The sequence below is a fragment of the Naasia aerilata genome, from assembly GCF_030296595.1.
Taxonomy (GTDB): Bacteria; Actinomycetota; Actinomycetes; order Actinomycetales; family Microbacteriaceae; genus Naasia; species Naasia aerilata.
The window spans coordinates 482,130-495,558 of record NZ_AP027731.1; the positions used below are offsets into that span (position 1 = coordinate 482,130).

At 71.6% G+C, this 13,429-nt stretch carries 16 protein-coding genes and 1 pseudogene; 11 read left to right on the top strand and 6 right to left on the bottom strand.

From position 1 onward, the window contains the following. The first annotated feature begins 19 nt into the window (after nt 1-19). From QUE51_RS02625 to QUE51_RS02640, 4 genes are all read left to right on the top strand, one after another. Nucleotides 20-853, top strand: coding sequence for a hypothetical protein (locus tag QUE51_RS02625; RefSeq protein WP_286278068.1), 834 nt, complete (start codon nt 20-22; stop codon nt 851-853). Next, nucleotides 814-966, top strand: a complete 153-nt coding sequence (locus QUE51_RS02630; RefSeq protein WP_286279229.1) for a response regulator transcription factor — start codon at nt 814-816, stop codon at nt 964-966. The genes QUE51_RS02625 and QUE51_RS02630 overlap by 40 nt, the downstream gene beginning before the upstream one ends. 223 nt (nt 967-1,189) lie before the next feature. Beyond that, nucleotides 1,190-2,398 carry an epoxide hydrolase family protein gene (locus tag QUE51_RS02635; RefSeq protein ID WP_286278069.1) on the top strand — a complete coding sequence of 403 codons (1,209 nt, stop codon included), beginning with the start codon at nt 1,190-1,192 and terminating at the stop codon, nt 2,396-2,398. Beyond that, nucleotides 2,395-3,381, top strand: coding sequence for an alpha/beta fold hydrolase (locus QUE51_RS02640; protein ID WP_286278070.1), 987 nt, complete (start codon nt 2,395-2,397; stop codon nt 3,379-3,381). Before QUE51_RS02635 ends, QUE51_RS02640 begins: the two co-directional genes overlap by 4 nt. 72 nt (nt 3,382-3,453) lie before the next feature. Here QUE51_RS02640 and QUE51_RS02645 read toward each other — a convergent pair whose 3' ends face one another. The 5 genes from QUE51_RS02645 to ychF form a co-directional block, all read right to left on the bottom strand. Continuing rightward, nucleotides 3,454-3,843 (bottom strand): hypothetical protein, encoded by a 390-nt coding sequence (locus QUE51_RS02645; protein WP_286278071.1) that lies wholly within the window; start codon nt 3,841-3,843, stop codon nt 3,454-3,456. A 113-nt stretch (nt 3,844-3,956) separates the two neighbouring features. After that, nucleotides 3,957-4,175: a DUF4177 domain-containing protein gene (locus QUE51_RS02650; RefSeq protein ID WP_286278072.1), complete on the bottom strand. Its 219-nt coding sequence runs from the start codon at nt 4,173-4,175 to the stop codon at nt 3,957-3,959. A 125-nt stretch (nt 4,176-4,300) separates the two neighbouring features. Beyond that, nucleotides 4,301-4,906, bottom strand: coding sequence for a hypothetical protein (locus tag QUE51_RS02655; protein WP_286278073.1), 606 nt, complete (start codon nt 4,904-4,906; stop codon nt 4,301-4,303). Between the two features lie 212 nt (nt 4,907-5,118). Next, nucleotides 5,119-5,520, bottom strand: a complete 402-nt coding sequence (locus QUE51_RS02660) for a RidA family protein (RefSeq protein ID WP_286278074.1) — start codon at nt 5,518-5,520, stop codon at nt 5,119-5,121. Nucleotides 5,521-5,630: 110 nt separating this feature from the next. Next, complete coding sequence (gene ychF, locus QUE51_RS02665) at nt 5,631-6,704, bottom strand: redox-regulated ATPase YchF (protein ID WP_286278075.1); 1,074 nt, start codon at nt 6,702-6,704, stop codon at nt 5,631-5,633. 319 nt (nt 6,705-7,023) lie between these two features. Between ychF and QUE51_RS02670 the strand changes: the two genes are divergently transcribed. After that, on the top strand, nt 7,024-7,620 hold the full coding sequence (locus tag QUE51_RS02670) for a 3'-5' exonuclease (protein WP_286278076.1): 597 nt from the start codon (nt 7,024-7,026) through the stop codon (nt 7,618-7,620). A gap of 118 nt (nt 7,621-7,738) precedes the next feature. On the opposite strand, the gene QUE51_RS02675 is transcribed toward QUE51_RS02670, so the two are convergent. Then, nucleotides 7,739-8,185: a MarR family winged helix-turn-helix transcriptional regulator gene (locus tag QUE51_RS02675; RefSeq protein ID WP_286279231.1), complete on the bottom strand. Its 447-nt coding sequence runs from the start codon at nt 8,183-8,185 to the stop codon at nt 7,739-7,741. A 90-nt stretch (nt 8,186-8,275) separates the two neighbouring features. Between QUE51_RS02675 and QUE51_RS02680 the strand changes: the two genes are divergently transcribed. The 6 genes and pseudogenes from QUE51_RS02680 (at nt 8,276) to QUE51_RS02700 (ending at nt 13,324) form a co-directional block, all read left to right on the top strand. Further along, on the top strand, nt 8,276-8,746 hold the full coding sequence (locus QUE51_RS02680) for a MaoC family dehydratase (RefSeq protein WP_286278077.1): 471 nt from the start codon (nt 8,276-8,278) through the stop codon (nt 8,744-8,746). Beyond that, entirely contained in the window at nt 8,743-9,654 is a 912-nt protein-coding gene (locus QUE51_RS02685; protein ID WP_286278078.1) for an SDR family NAD(P)-dependent oxidoreductase, read from the top strand. The genes QUE51_RS02680 and QUE51_RS02685 overlap by 4 nt, the downstream gene beginning before the upstream one ends. A 2-nt stretch (nt 9,655-9,656) precedes the next feature. Beyond that, nucleotides 9,657-10,631 (top strand): AMP-binding protein, encoded by a 975-nt coding sequence (locus QUE51_RS02690; RefSeq protein WP_286278079.1) that lies wholly within the window; start codon nt 9,657-9,659, stop codon nt 10,629-10,631. A gap of 176 nt (nt 10,632-10,807) precedes the next feature. Further along, nucleotides 10,808-11,203: pseudogene (locus QUE51_RS17750) on the top strand (AMP-binding enzyme); the annotation flags it as partial. Between the two features lie 61 nt (nt 11,204-11,264). Then, nucleotides 11,265-12,149, top strand: a complete 885-nt coding sequence (locus QUE51_RS02695) for an amidohydrolase family protein (RefSeq protein WP_286278080.1) — start codon at nt 11,265-11,267, stop codon at nt 12,147-12,149. Beyond that, nucleotides 12,146-13,324, top strand: coding sequence for an acyl-CoA dehydrogenase family protein (locus QUE51_RS02700; protein WP_286278081.1), 1,179 nt, complete (start codon nt 12,146-12,148; stop codon nt 13,322-13,324). Before QUE51_RS02695 ends, QUE51_RS02700 begins: the two co-directional genes overlap by 4 nt. Nucleotides 13,325-13,429: the final 105 nt, after the last annotated feature.

The following is a 13,429-nucleotide window of genomic DNA, read 5'->3' on the forward strand; positions in this document are numbered from 1 at the left end:
CGGCTGACGGCGGGCCGGCGTGGACCCCCTGGACGGCGGCGAGCGCGGAGCTCGGGGCGGGCAGGACAGCCCGGCGCTCGACTCCCGGCACTGGATGCGCGACATGGGCGCGCTCCTCGCCCTTCCCGCGATGTGGGTGGACCACCGCCCCGAGGAGATCGCGTCTGGCCTCCTCAGCGTGCTGTCCGGCATCCTGCAGCTGGATTCCGCCTACGCGCGCTTCGACGATCCGCACGACGGCCACCCGCTCGAGGTGTGGCGACCGTCGGGGCCCAGCGTGCCCGGTGAGCTGCGGCAGGTGCTGGACGCCGACGCAGTCCGCGCGCCCGGGGTCACGACGCGGGACGTTGAGACGGGAGGCGACCCGGGTCGGCTCCGCGTCGCGAGCCTGCCGCTGGCGCTGCCGTGGGAGCCCGGCCTGGTGCTCGTGTCCGCCGGCCGACGCGACTTCCCGACCGACCGGGAGACGCACCTCCTCCGGGTCGCCGTCGGCCAGGCGGCGATCGCGGTTCACACCGCCCGGCGGCTCGCGCGGTCCCAGGCCGCGCTGACCGCCGCAGAGGCCACGGTCGCGCGGCAGGCCGAGCTGCTGCGCACCCTGGCGGAGGACCTCGAGCCGCTGCTGGTGTCGGGCGCGCGCCGCGTTCGCGACGCCGCTCGCTTCGCCGCCGACGCCGCTCCGCCGGCGAGCGTCGAGGAGCACCGCGAGGCGGCAAGCGCGGTTCGCGCGGTGCCGCCGGAGGCCCCGGGACCGGCGGCGAGCGCTCCACGCTCCTGCCGCTCACGCGGAGGGAGGCCGAGGTCCTCGGTCTCCTGGCCCAGGGTCTCAGCAACAAGGAGATCGCCGGCGTGATGTGGCTGAGCGACCGGACCGTGGAGCGGCACCTGACGAGCCTCTACCGCAAGATCGGCGTTGCCCGCCGCAGCGAGGCGACCGCCTACGCACTCCGGCGGGGCGTCGTCTAGAGGCTCCCGGTCCTCGACCGCGGACTTGAGGGGTTCTCCGCATCCCCGGTCGGCCTCCGCCCGCAATTGGGGATTCCTCCGGAGGACGCCGCCGCCGAGGAGGAGCAGATTCGACCCGTCGCACCGTCGTCCGTTCTGTTCCGCCCTCCGGAACGGCAGGGACCGGCTTGCGACTCACGCAGAATCCGACGCCCCTCGCCGGGTCGTCCCAAGGAGGAGTTCCATGAGCACCATCACCGAGTCGCGCATCCAGACCGGGCACGACATCCGGCCGTTCCGGGTCGACATCCCACAAGCCGAGATCGACGACCTCCGCCGCCGCATCCGCGCGACGCGCTGGCCGGCGAAGGAGATCGTCGCCGACGCGTCCCAGGGAGTCCAGCTCGACGTCGTCCAGGAGCTCGCGCGCTACTGGGCCGACCAGCACGACTGGCGCACCGTGGAGGCGCGGCTCAACTCGTTCCCCCAGTTCGTGACCGAGATCGACGGAGTCGACATCCACTTCCTGCACGTCCGTTCGCCCCACCCGGGCGCGCTGCCCATGATCGTCACGCACGGGTGGCCGGGCTCGGTGATCGAGCAGCTCAAGATCGTCGAGCTGCTCGCCGACCCGACCGCGCATGGCGGCTCCGCGGAGGATGCCTTCTCCCTCGTCATCCCGTCCCTGCCCGGCCACGGCTTCTCCGGCACGCCGACCGACGGCGGCTGGGATCCGGTGCGCATCGCCCGCGCCTGGGCGGAGCTGATGCAGCGGCTCGGCTACGACCGGTACGTCGCCCAGGGCGGCGACTGGGGCAATGCGGTCACCGAGCAGATGGCCCTGCAAACGCCTCCCGGGCTGATCGGCATCCACACCAACATGGCCGCCACCGTCCCGGACGCCATCCAGACGGCCCTGACGAACGGCGACCAGCCGCCAGCCGATCTCGACCCCGAGGAGCGCGGCGCCTGGGACCAGCTCGCGTTCTTCTACGCCCACGGCCTCGCCTACGCGCAGGAGATGGGCAACCGCCCGCAGACGCTGTACGCGCTCGAGGACTCCCCCGTCGGCCTCGCGGCTTGGATGCTCGACCACGACTCGCGCAGCTACGAGCTGATCGCGCGGGTGTTCCGGGGCGGATCCGAGGGCCTCAGCCGGGACGACATCCTCGACAACGTGTCGCTCTACTGGTTCACGAAGACGGCGGTCTCCTCCGCGCGGCTCTACTGGGAGAGCAAGCTGCCCTTCTTCGCGCCCAAGGGCGTCACTCTGCCGGTCGCGGTCAGCGTCTTCCCCGACGAGATCTACGCGGCCCCGCGCAGCTGGGCGGCCGAGGCGTATCCGAACCTGATCCACTTCAACCGGCTCGACCGCGGCGGCCACTTCGCGGCCTGGGAGCAGCCGGAGCTCTTCGCCCAGGAGATGCGCGCCGCCTTCCGGTCGCTCCGATGACGCTCGAGACGGATGCCGCCACGCTTCCGATGGCCGCCGTGCGGGACGCGCGCGCATCCCGGCCGTCGGAGGACGGGGCGCCTCCGACCTTCGCCGTGCTGCGCCAGGTGGACGCCGGGGAGCTGAGCGTCGGCTACGCGGACGTCGGCCCCGCCTCGGGCCCGCCCGTGCTCCTGCTGCACGGCTGGCCCTACGACATCCACAGCTATCTCGACGCGTCGGACCTGCTGGCCTCGGCGGGACACCGCGTGCTCATCCCCCACCTCCGCGGATTCGGCTCGACCCGGTTCCTCGACGAGACGGCGCCGCGGAACGCGCAGCAGTCCGCGCTCGCGTTCGACGCCGTCGCCTTCCTTGACGCGCTCGGGATCGAGAGGGCGATTATCGGCGGGTTCGACTGGGGAGCCCGGTCGGCGAACATCCTGGCGGCGCTCTGGCCGGAGCGCTGCCGGGCGCTCGTCTCGGTCAGCGGGTACCTGATCGGCGATCCGGCGGCCAACCGCCGGCCGCTGCCGCCGGCCGCCGAGCTGTCGTGGTGGTACCAGTTCTACTTCGCGACCGAGCGAGGCCGGGCCGGGTACGAGCAGTACCGCGACCAGTTCGCAGAGCTGATCTGGCGGCTCGCCTCACCGAAGTGGGACTTCTCGCCGGAGACGTTCGCCCGCAGCGCCGCCTCCTTCGCCAATCCGGACCACGTCGACCTGGTGATCCACAACTACCGCTGGCGGCTCGGCGCGGCCGACGGCGAGCGCCGCTTCGACGACGCCGAGCGTCGGTTGGCGGCTCTGCCGTCGATCGCGGTGCCGACGATCACGCTGGAGGGCGACGTGAATGGTGCCCCGCACCCCGAGGCCGCGGCCTACGCCGCCCGGTTCACGGGCCCGTACGAGCATCGGGTGGTCGAGGGCGGGGTGGGGCACAACCTCCCGCAGGAGGCACCGGACGCCTTCGCGGCGGCGGTGATCGACGCCGGGCGCATGTAGGGCTGGCGACGGTCGGGGCCGCGCCGCCCAGCCGCATCACTTCGGACTAACCGCAACCGGACACCGTTGCGGTTAGTCCGAAGTGTTGCGGTCGAGACGCGACTGCTCGTCCGGCTCCGCATCGGCGCCGTCGAACCAGCCGTCCTCAGGCGGCCGCCGACCGACCCGAGCCAGGTAGACGGCGAAGGTGGCCTGAGCGGCACCGGCGATCAGGAGGGCGACACCGAGCAGCGGGTGCACGTAGAAGAGCGTCACCGCTCCCGCCACCAGCAGGGTCCCGCACCAGAGTGCGAACATTCCGGCAGCGAGGGTGCGCGAGCCTGCCGTCGCGTTGTGGGCGATCCACTGGTCCCGCCGCCACCTCGGATCCCGAGCACGACGAACCGTGAGCACCGCCCCGGCCGCCGTCAGACCGCCCAGGAGGACAACGGCGACGACCGCGAGGACGTCGAGCCGCGTCATGATCCGTCCGCCCGTCGGTTCACGTGATCATGCTCGACGGTGCTGTTCAGAAGCCTGGCGAGCGGCCTCCCGGCGGTGCGCACGCTGCTGGTCGCTGCGCGCCGCTGTGGCGATCAGAGCCGCTCGAACACCAGGGTGGCCTGGACGCGGTCTCCGCCGACGATGCCCTTGCTGCCCGACGAGGCGGTCGTGATGGTGTGCAGACGGTAGCCGAGCGCGGCCTGCGCGTTGATCGCCTTCTCGAGCTCGGTCAGGTTCCCGGACCCTGTGCCGAACACCTTCTCCTTGAGCACGACCTGAATCACGACGTAGGCCTGATCGTTCGCCGCCATGAGCGCCCCACCTTCTTCCTCCGCGCCCGAGTGGCGCACTGGGAGGAACTGCCAGTCCTACAGGGCACCGGAGCCATCGCCCGGGCGGCGCGCCCGACGAGGCTCCGGGCGGAACGAGACCGGCGTCAGGCGCCGAAGTTCGCGGAGGGTGCCCGCATCTCCTGCAGGACGTCCGTCGGGTCCTCGTCGAAGACCCACACGCTCCAGCGGTGCGACTCGGAATAGGAGGGGTCGTCCTCGGGGATCGGCGGCGGCACCGGCCCGAGGAAGAAGTCGTACCGGGACGGCAACTCGCTCAGCTCCACCCTCTCGACGGCCTCCGGGTGGGAGGACAGAACCTCTTGGGTCGAGTCGCCGACGCGAACGCCGTCGATGGTCTGGATGGCCAGTCCGCGCGCGGAGGGAGCCGTCGCCGCGATCCACCAGCGCGGCTCGTAGGTCGGCAGCTCCGCGTCGGGGATGGTCGCCCACCGGTCCTCCGAGGACACCCGGAACCCGTCCCACTGGTAGGTGATGCCACCGCCCTGGTGCGAGCTCTGGGGGAAGGAGACCTGCGTGGGCTCCCCGAGGAAGCCGGACAGGTCGGCCACCACGTCGGACGTGAGCCGGCGGTAGTCATAGGACGCGAGCACCGCGCCGTCCGCCGTCTGGACGGAGACCGACTCCGCCGTGACCGAGAGCAGGGCGGCCGCGGGCGCGGCGGATTCGGACGGGGTCGGGGTCGGTGTCATTGCGGGGGCGCGGGTGTGGCGGACGACACCGACGGCGTCGGGGCCGCAGCCGTGCAGGCGGACGCACCGACCATCACGGCGGCCGCCAGGGCTGCCGCGTGTACCGCCCGGATTCCGCTCGACGCCCCCATGGCGCCACCCTAATTGCGGCGCTGCGACGGAACGGGCGCACGGCATGCGCGCGTCGCGCGCCTGCGTCCGCCGCGCTCCGCTCAGGGCGTGAGGACTGCGGCGATGGCGCTCACCTCGATGAGAGCACCGGGCACACCGAGGCCCGCGACCCGCGCGGCCGTGACCAGCGGAGGCGCTCCGCCCGTCGCCAGCCGGGGCGCGATGGCGCCGTACGCGGCGCGGAGGTCGGCGTCCTCGGCGATGAGCACGGTCCACTGCACCACGTCGGCGAGCGTTGCGCCCGCTGCCTGGAGCGCCGTGCTCGCGTTGTCGACGGCCCGGACGGATTGCTCGGCGACGTCGGCTGACACGACGGCGCCGGTTTCGTCGACGCCGTTCTGGCCGCCGACGTAGATGGTCGTCGCGCCGGGCGGCACGACGGCGACATGGCTGAACGCCGGGCTCACGACGAGTCCGGCCGGCTGCAGGCGGAGGATCTCCATGGCACACACGGTTCCATGAACGGCCGACAGCGCACCAGGGCGCGGATCGGCCCCTCTCGCAGGGGCGCTCGAGATGGACCGCCCCGCCGCCGTCGGGGCTCGGAGGCGGTTCAGACGTTGAAGCGGAACTCCACGACGTCGCCGTCCTGCATGACGTACTCCTTGCCCTCGATGCGGGCCTTGCCCTTCGCGCGCGCCTCGGCGATGGAGCCGGTCTCCACGAGATCGGCGAAGGAGATGACCTCGGCCTTGATGAAGCCCTTCTGGAAGTCGGTGTGGATCACGCCGGCGGCCTGCGGGGCGGTCCAGCCCTTGCCGATCGTCCACGCGCGCGACTCCTTCGGCCCGGCCGTCAGGTAGGTCTGCAGGCCGAGGGCGTCGAAGCCGACGCGGGCGAGCTGGTCGAGGCCGCTCTCCTCCTGGCCGGTGCTCGCGAGCATCTCGGCGGCATCCGCCGCGTCCAGGTCGATGAGCTCCGACTCGAGCTTCGCGTCGAGGAAGACCGCCTCCGCAGGCGCGACCAGTGCGGCCAGCTGCGCGCGCTTCGCCTCGTCGGTCAGCACGGTCTCGTCCACGTTGAAGACGTAGATGAAGGGCTTCGCGGTGAGGAGGCCGAGCTCCTTGATGGGTGTGACGTCGAGGCCGGACGCGGAGAGGGTGGTGCCGGCGTCGAGGATCTCCTTCGCCTTCTGGGCGGTGTCGAGCACGGCGGGCTCGAGCTTCTTGCCGCGGACCTCCTTCTCGAAGCGCGGGATCGCGCGCTCGAGGGTCTGCAGGTCGGCGAGGATCAGCTCGGTGTTGATCGTCTCGAGATCGCCGGCGGGGTCGATCTGGCCCTCGACGTGCACGACGTCCGGGTCGTCGAAGCCGCGGACCACCTCCGCGATCGCGTCGGCCTCGCGGATGTTCGCGAGGAACTGGTTGCCGAGGCCCTCGCCCTCGCTCGCGCCGCGGACGATGCCCGCGATGTCGACGAAGGAGACCGTCGCCGGGACGATGCGCTCGCTGCTGAACAGCTCGGCGAGCTTGTCGAGGCGCGGGTCGGGCAGGCCGACGACGCCGACGTTCGGCTCGATGGTCGCGAACGGGTAGTTGGCGGCGAGCACCTCGTTGCGGGTGAGCGCGTTGAAGAGCGTCGACTTGCCGACGTTCGGGAGTCCGACGATTCCGATGGTGAGAGCCACGGGGTACAACGCTACCGGGCGCCGCCGACGTGCACGTTCCGGCTCGGTCACTCCCACCGACGCGACGCCCACGCTCCGCCGCCGCTCATGAGGGTGTTCCCGGCCCGCTGTAACGTCCCCGGTCCGCCGGCGATGCCGGCTGACCGAATCAAGGAGATTCGTTACCCCACCAGCAAGTTCATGCTCCAGGAGGCCCTCTCGCCGCGGAATCTCCTTGATCTGGTCAGCTTCCGGCCGTGGAAAGAGGCCCCGGGGGACGGTTCCGCGGTCGTCGGCGGGGCGAGCCGGCGGGGTCGGAGGCGGATGGAACCATCGCGCCATGGGGATGAACTTCACTGCGATCGACTTCGAGACCGCCAACCGCTCGAGCGCCTCCGCGTGCTCCGTCGGGCTCGTGAAGGTGCGCGACGGCCGCGTCGTGGATCGCGCGTCGTGGTACATCCGCCCGCCCTTCGGGCACGACTGGTTCTCGGAGTGGAACACCCGGATCCACGGCATCGACGAGAGCCACATCGAGGACGCGCTGCTCTGGAGCGAGCAGCTGAGTGACCTGGTCGGCTTCGCCGGTGCGGACGTGTTCGTCGCCCACAACGCCGGCTTCGACATGGGCGTCATCACGACGGCATGCGCCGCCAGCTCCATGCCGGCCCCGGCATACGACTACCTCTGCAGCCTCCAGGTGGCGCGGAAGACCTACAGCCTGGAGTCCTACAAGCTGCCGGTCGCGGCGATGGCGGCCGGCTTCGAGGACTTCCGTCACCACGACGCCCTGTCCGACGCCGAGGCGTGCGCGGCGATCGTGGTGCACGCGGCGAAGCGCCACGGCGTCCAGACCATCCGCGAGCTCTCGATGGCGACGAGCGCCCGCATCCGCCGCATCGGCGCGCCGGCCACCGCCTCCGCCCTCGCCGGCTGACGGGTCGGCCCGGGCCGCTCTCCGTCAACAGGCGGGATTGCCTCCAGCAGGGGATGCCGCCCGCGTCCAGCCTGTCGGCGGCAGGAATGCCTGTTGAGGGAAAGACGAGGCGGCCGTCTCAGACCCGGACGCGCCCCTCGCGGGCGAGGAGGACGTCGCGGCACGCACGCAGATGGTGGATGAGCTGGCGCCGATCCTCCTCGCTGAGCGCGGAGGCGAGCACGGCGTCCAGGTCCTGCACGTCGTCGCGCACCCGGTCGATCATGCGGTCTCCCTCTGCGGTGATGTAGAGGAGCATCTGGCGGCCGTGCGCGGGATCCTTCTCCCGGCGCAGCAGGCCGGAGTCGAGCATGGCGTTCACGGTCTCGGCCATCGTCTGCGCGCGCACGAACGAGCGGCGCGCGAGCTCGGACGAGGTGATGCCCGGCCACCGGCGCAGCACCGTCAGGGCGGTGTACGTCGGGGTGCTGATCCCCTTCGCCGCGAGCAGCTCCTCGAACGGGCGGCGCACGCCGAGCTCGACCTGCTTGATGAGGTAGATGAGGTAGCCCTCGGGCTCGCGCATCGCGTTCACTCGGCCGCTCCTCTCTCGACATCGCCGAACAGTTTCAGGTAGCCTGAATTCTAAGTGCAATGGCGCATAGGAGCAGACTGAATGACGTCGAATACCGAGGTTAGTGTCACCGTCCCCGTCGACCAGCTGCCCTCTGTGGCCGGCTCGTCCTTCGGGCCCTCGTCCTGGCGGACGATCGAGCAGGCGGACGTGGTCGCGTTCGCCGACCTGTCCGGTGATCACAACCCGATCCATCTCGACCAGGAGTTCGCGAGCGGCACCCCGTTCGGCGGCACCATCGTGCACGGCTACCTCACCCTGAGCCTCGTCGTGCCGCTCATGGCCGAGGTGTTCGAGGTCACCGGCGCGAGCGTCGGCATCAACTACGGCCTCGACCGCCTCCGGTTCCCCGCCCCGGTGCCCGTCGGCGCACGTGTGCGGGTCATCGGCGAAGTCCTCAAGGTGGACGAGATCGCGGGCGGCTACCAGGTGCATCCGCGCGTGACCTTCGAGATCGAGGGCGGCGCGAAGCCGGCCTGCGTGGCGGACATGGTGCTGAGGTACTACCGATGAGCGGGGTCGACCTGACCGGCAAGGTGGCGGTCGTCACCGGCAGCGGCCGCGGCCTGGGCCGCGCCTACTCGGTCGCGCTCGCTCGCGCCGGGGCGGCCGTCGTCGTCAACGACGTGGACGCGGACGCCGCCGAGGAGACCGCGGCGCTCGTCCGCGACGCGGGCGGCCGCGCTGCCGTCGTGGTCGCCGCGGTCGGCTCGGCCGAGACCGCCGACACCCTGGTCCGCACGGCGGTCGGCGAGTTCGGCCGGCTCGACGCGATGATCGCCAACGCGGGCGTCCTGCGCGACCGGGTGATGTGGAAGGCGAGCGACGACGAGTTCGACATCGTCATCGAGACGCACCTGCGCGGCGCCTTCACCTGCGGGCGTGCCGCCGCCATCCACTTCCGGGAGGCCGGCGAGGGCGGCCGCATCCTCCTGATCGGCTCCCCCGCGGGTCAGTTCGGCAACTTCGGGCAGACGGCGTACTCCGCCGCCAAGGCCGGCATCGTCGCCATGGCGCGCACCTGGTCGCTCGAGCTCGCCCGAGCAGGCGTGACCGTGAACGCGGTCATCCCCACCGCGATGACGGCGATGACCGGCAGCATGCCGATCTACCAGGACGCCTGGGAGAAGTTCCAGCAGGGCGAGCCCCTCCCGCCGGTCATCCGGCGCGAGCACGCGCTCGGCTCCCCGGACGACGTGGCGCCGCTCGTGGTGTGGCTCGTCTCGGACGCGTCCGCCGGGGTCACCGGCCAGGCGATCGGACTCGGCGGGGACCGGCTCACCCTCTACGCCCACCCGGCGCCGCTGACGACGCGGGACGTCGACGGCGGCTGGACGGCCGAGGGCATCCAGCAGGTGTGGGATGCGGAGCTCGCGCCGCTCGCGCAGCTGTCCGGCCCGACCTTCGCTCCGCTGGACTGACGGTGGACGGGAACTACGCGGACCTCTGGCACCGGATCGCCCTCGCCGCCCCGGACCGGCCGGCGGTCGTCACGATCGGCGGCGACCGGCTCACCTTCGCCGAGTTCGACGACGCGGCCGCCCGCGTGGCCGCGCTGCTCGCCGAGCTCGGCGTGCACCGCGACGACAAGGTCTCGATCCTCCTCTACAACCGCCCCGAGTGGCTGCTGACCTTCGCGGGCGCCCTGCGGACCGGCGTGGTGCCGGTCTCGCTCAACTTCCGGTACCGGGCCCACGAGGTCGCTGCCCTGCTCTCGGATTCCGACTCGGAGGCTCTGCTCTTCCCCGCCTCGCTCGCCGACGTGGTGACGGATGCGGTCGCTCAGCTGGGGCGTCCGCTCGTGCTGCTGCAGGTCCAGGACGTGCCCGACGTTCCGCTGCTGCCGGGTGCGCTCGACTTCGCGGGGTACGCCGCCCGCGAGCCGCTGCCCTACGAGGACCCGATCGACAGCGACTTCTTCATGTACACAGGCGGCACGACCGGCGCGCCGAAGGCCGCGGTCTGGAGCACGCGGCAGATGCTCGCCATGCAGGTGTACAACGCGTACGTCAGCGCGGGACTGCCGCTGCCGGAGAGCGGCGACGACGTCGTCCGCATGGCCACCGATGCGGACTCGAAGCCGATCGTGGCCCTGGCCCTCTCCCCCTACATGCACGGCACCGCGCTCACGACGGTCATCAACGCCCTCCTGCTGGGCGGATCCGTGGTGGTCCTGCCGACGCTCCGCTTCGACGCCGACCTCGCGATCCGCACGATCCTCGACGAGCGGGTCACCCGCGTGGCGGTGGCGGGCGACGCCATCGCCCTCCCCTGCTCGAGGCGGCAGAGGCGGCGGGGATCACCGAGCTGCCCGCCCTCACCTCCGTGCTGTCCTCCGGGATGCGGTTCAGCGACTCCACGAAGGAGCGCCTGCACGCCCTGGCGCCGGCCCTCGTGATCACCGACATCCTCGCCTCCACCGAGGGCGGTGCGGTGGCGCTCGGGATCACCCGGTCCGCGGCCGAGCTCCCGGCGCGCTTCCGGCTCACGCCTGGCACCGTGGTGCTCGACGAGAACCAGGACGAGGTGCAGGAGGTGCCGGGCTCGGTCGGCCGGATCGCCTTCACCGGCGGGATGCCGAAGGGCTACTACAAGGACCCCGTGAAGACCGCGGCGAACTTCGTCGAGATCCGGGGCAAGCGGCACATCATCGCGGGTGATCTCGTGCGGGTCGAGGACGAGGAGGGGCACATCGAGCTCCTCGGCCGCGGCGCGACGGTCGTCAACTCGGGCGGCGAGAAGGTCTACCCGGCCGAGGTCGAGGAAGCGCTGCTCGCCCACCCGAGCGTGCTGGACGCTGTCGTCTACGGCATCCCGGACGCCAGGTGGGGCGAGATCGTGGCGGCGGCGATCGCGGTCGCGGACCCGGCCGCGGTGTCCCCCGCCGATGTCATCTCGCATGTCGGCAACGCGCTCGCGAGCTACAAGAAGCCCCGAAGGCTGCTCGTCGTCCGGGACCTCGAGCGCACGGGCAGCGGCAAGGTGGACCTCGCCCAGCTGCGCCGGCGCACGCTGGAGGAGGGGTGGGCGCATGACCCGCTACGAGCCGGCCCTCGACGTCGCCTCTCTCCGGGCGATCGACATGCACGTGCACATCCAGAGGGACTCGACGGGGCGCCAGTCGCTGTCGCAGGAGCTGCTCGACGGGATGGACGCCTACTTCGGCCACAGCCCGCGGGCCCTGAACGTCGACGAGCTCGCCGACTACTACCGCGAGCGGTCCATGGCCGCCGTGGTGTTCACCGTGGACGCCCGCACCGCCATGGGCGTGATCCCGAACAGCAGCGAGGAGATCGCCGAGGGCGCGGCCCGGCATCCGGACGTGCTCGTCCCCTTCGGCAGCGTCGACCCGCACCGGGGGAAGGACGCGATCGGGCAGGCCCGCCGGCTGGCGGCGGACTCGGGCGTCCGGGGGTTCAAGTTCCATCCCAGCGTGCAGGCGTTCGACCCGAGCGACCCTGCCTTCGGCGAGCTCTGGGCGGCGCTCGAGGAGCTCGGCCTCCCGGTGGTGATCCACACGGGCCAGACCGGCGTGGGCGCCGGCCTGCCGGGCGGCGGCGGCATCAAGCTGAGGTACTCGAACCCGATGCTGATCGACGACGTGGCGGCGGACTTCCCGGGACTCACGATCATCCTCGCGCACCCATCGGTCCCGTGGCAGGACGAGGCCCTGTCGATGGCGGCGCACAAGTCGAACGTGTTCATCGACCTGTCCGGCTGGTCGCCGAAGTACTTCGCGCCCGCCCTCGTGCGCCAGGCGGGCACGATCCTGCAGGACAAGGTGCTCTTCGGCTCGGACTACCCGGCCCTGACCCCGGATCGCTGGCTCGCCGACTTCGAGCGCCTCGACATCAAGGATGCGGCGCGGCCGAAGATCCTGAAGGACAACGCCGTCCGTCTCCTCGGCCTCGGATGACCCCGCTCTACCCCTCCGACCAGTACGGCTTCGGCGAGCGCCTCACCGACGCCGAGCGGGGCAAGCTCCTCGCCCTGCGGAAGGTGCTCGACACCCAGGTCAGGCCGATCCTCGCCGACTCCTGGGAACGGGCGGTCACGCCGATCCAGGTCCGCGAGCCGCTCCGCGACCTCCGCCTCATCGACGATCCCGCCATCCTCGGCCCCGACGGCCGGCCGCGCGCGATCTACACGGGCTTCCGCGCCTTCGAGTTCTCGCGTGTCGACATCGGAGTCGGGATGATGTTCCACGGCCAGACCGCGATGTTCCGCGAGCTCGTGCTCCAGGGCGGCAGCCCCGAGCAGGCGGCGGAGTGGGATCCGCTGATCGTGTCGTTCGAGCGCACCGGCGCCTTCGCACTCACCGAGCCCGATCACGGCTCCGATGTGGCACGCGGGCTCGCGACGACGGCCCGGCGGGACGGCGACCGGTGGATCCTCGACGGCGAGAAGCGCTGGATCGGCAATGCCGCGCATTCCGAGTACGTCGCGGTGTTCGCCCGGGACGTGGCCGACGGCCAGGTGAAGGTCTTCCTCGCCCGCACCGACGCCCCCGGCATGACGCTGACGACGATCGAGCGGAAGGCCTCGCTCCGGATCGTCACCAACTCCGACATCGACCTCGACGGCGTCGTGGTCCCCGAGTCGCACCGCCTGCAGCGCATCCGGTCGTTCGCTGACGTGTCGGCGCTGTTCCGCACCCTGCGGCCCGACGTCGCCTGGATCGCCGCGGGCGCGCAAGCGGGCGCCTACGAGGCGGCGCTCCGCTACGCGCTCGAGCGCCGGCAGTTCGGCCGGCCGATCGCCGGGTTCCAGCTCGTGCAGGACAAGCTCGTGCGCATGCTCGGCAACATCACCGGCTCGCTGGGCGTCGCGGTGCGCCTCTCGGAGCGCCGGGACGAGGGGATCCAGCGCGACGAGGATTCCGCACTCGCCAAGGTCTGGATCGCGGACCGCCTGCGCGAGACCGTCGCCTTGGCCCGGGAGATCGTCGGCGGCAACGGCCTCGTGATCGACTCGGACGTCGCCCGATTCTTCACCGACGCCGAGGCGGTCTACACGTATGAGGGCACCCGGGACATCAACACGCTCATCGTCGGCCGGGCCGTCACCGGCCTCAGCGCCTTCGTGCGATGAGTCCCGGCGCGCCCCTTGGCGGGTCCCAAACTTTCAGGTAGCCTGAAAATGCTGGAGCGTCAATGGACGACGCCTCGGTCGGCACCATCTCAACGAAGAGACGCA

Coding starts and splice junctions, on each gene's coding strand:
- QUE51_RS02635 (WP_286278069.1), top strand. CDS start 1,190: ATGAGCACCATCACCGAGTCGCGCATCCAGACCGGGCACGACATCCGG.
- QUE51_RS02680 (WP_286278077.1), top strand. CDS start 8,276: ATGACGTCGAATACCGAGGTTAGTGTCACCGTCCCCGTCGACCAGCTG.
- QUE51_RS02670 (WP_286278076.1), top strand. CDS start 7,024: ATGGGGATGAACTTCACTGCGATCGACTTCGAGACCGCCAACCGCTCG.
- QUE51_RS02695 (WP_286278080.1), top strand. CDS start 11,265: ATGACCCGCTACGAGCCGGCCCTCGACGTCGCCTCTCTCCGGGCGATC.
- QUE51_RS02685 (WP_286278078.1), top strand. CDS start 8,743: ATGAGCGGGGTCGACCTGACCGGCAAGGTGGCGGTCGTCACCGGCAGC.
- QUE51_RS02655 (WP_286278073.1), bottom strand. CDS start 4,906: ATGACACCGACCCCGACCCCGTCCGAATCCGCCGCGCCCGCGGCCGCC.
- QUE51_RS02650 (WP_286278072.1), bottom strand. CDS start 4,175: ATGGCGGCGAACGATCAGGCCTACGTCGTGATTCAGGTCGTGCTCAAG.
- QUE51_RS02645 (WP_286278071.1), bottom strand. CDS start 3,843: ATGACGCGGCTCGACGTCCTCGCGGTCGTCGCCGTTGTCCTCCTGGGC.
- QUE51_RS02660 (WP_286278074.1), bottom strand. CDS start 5,520: ATGGAGATCCTCCGCCTGCAGCCGGCCGGACTCGTCGTGAGCCCGGCG.
- QUE51_RS02640 (WP_286278070.1), top strand. CDS start 2,395: ATGACGCTCGAGACGGATGCCGCCACGCTTCCGATGGCCGCCGTGCGG.
- QUE51_RS02675 (WP_286279231.1), bottom strand. CDS start 8,185: ATGCGCGAGCCCGAGGGCTACCTCATCTACCTCATCAAGCAGGTCGAG.
- QUE51_RS02700 (WP_286278081.1), top strand. CDS start 12,146: ATGACCCCGCTCTACCCCTCCGACCAGTACGGCTTCGGCGAGCGCCTC.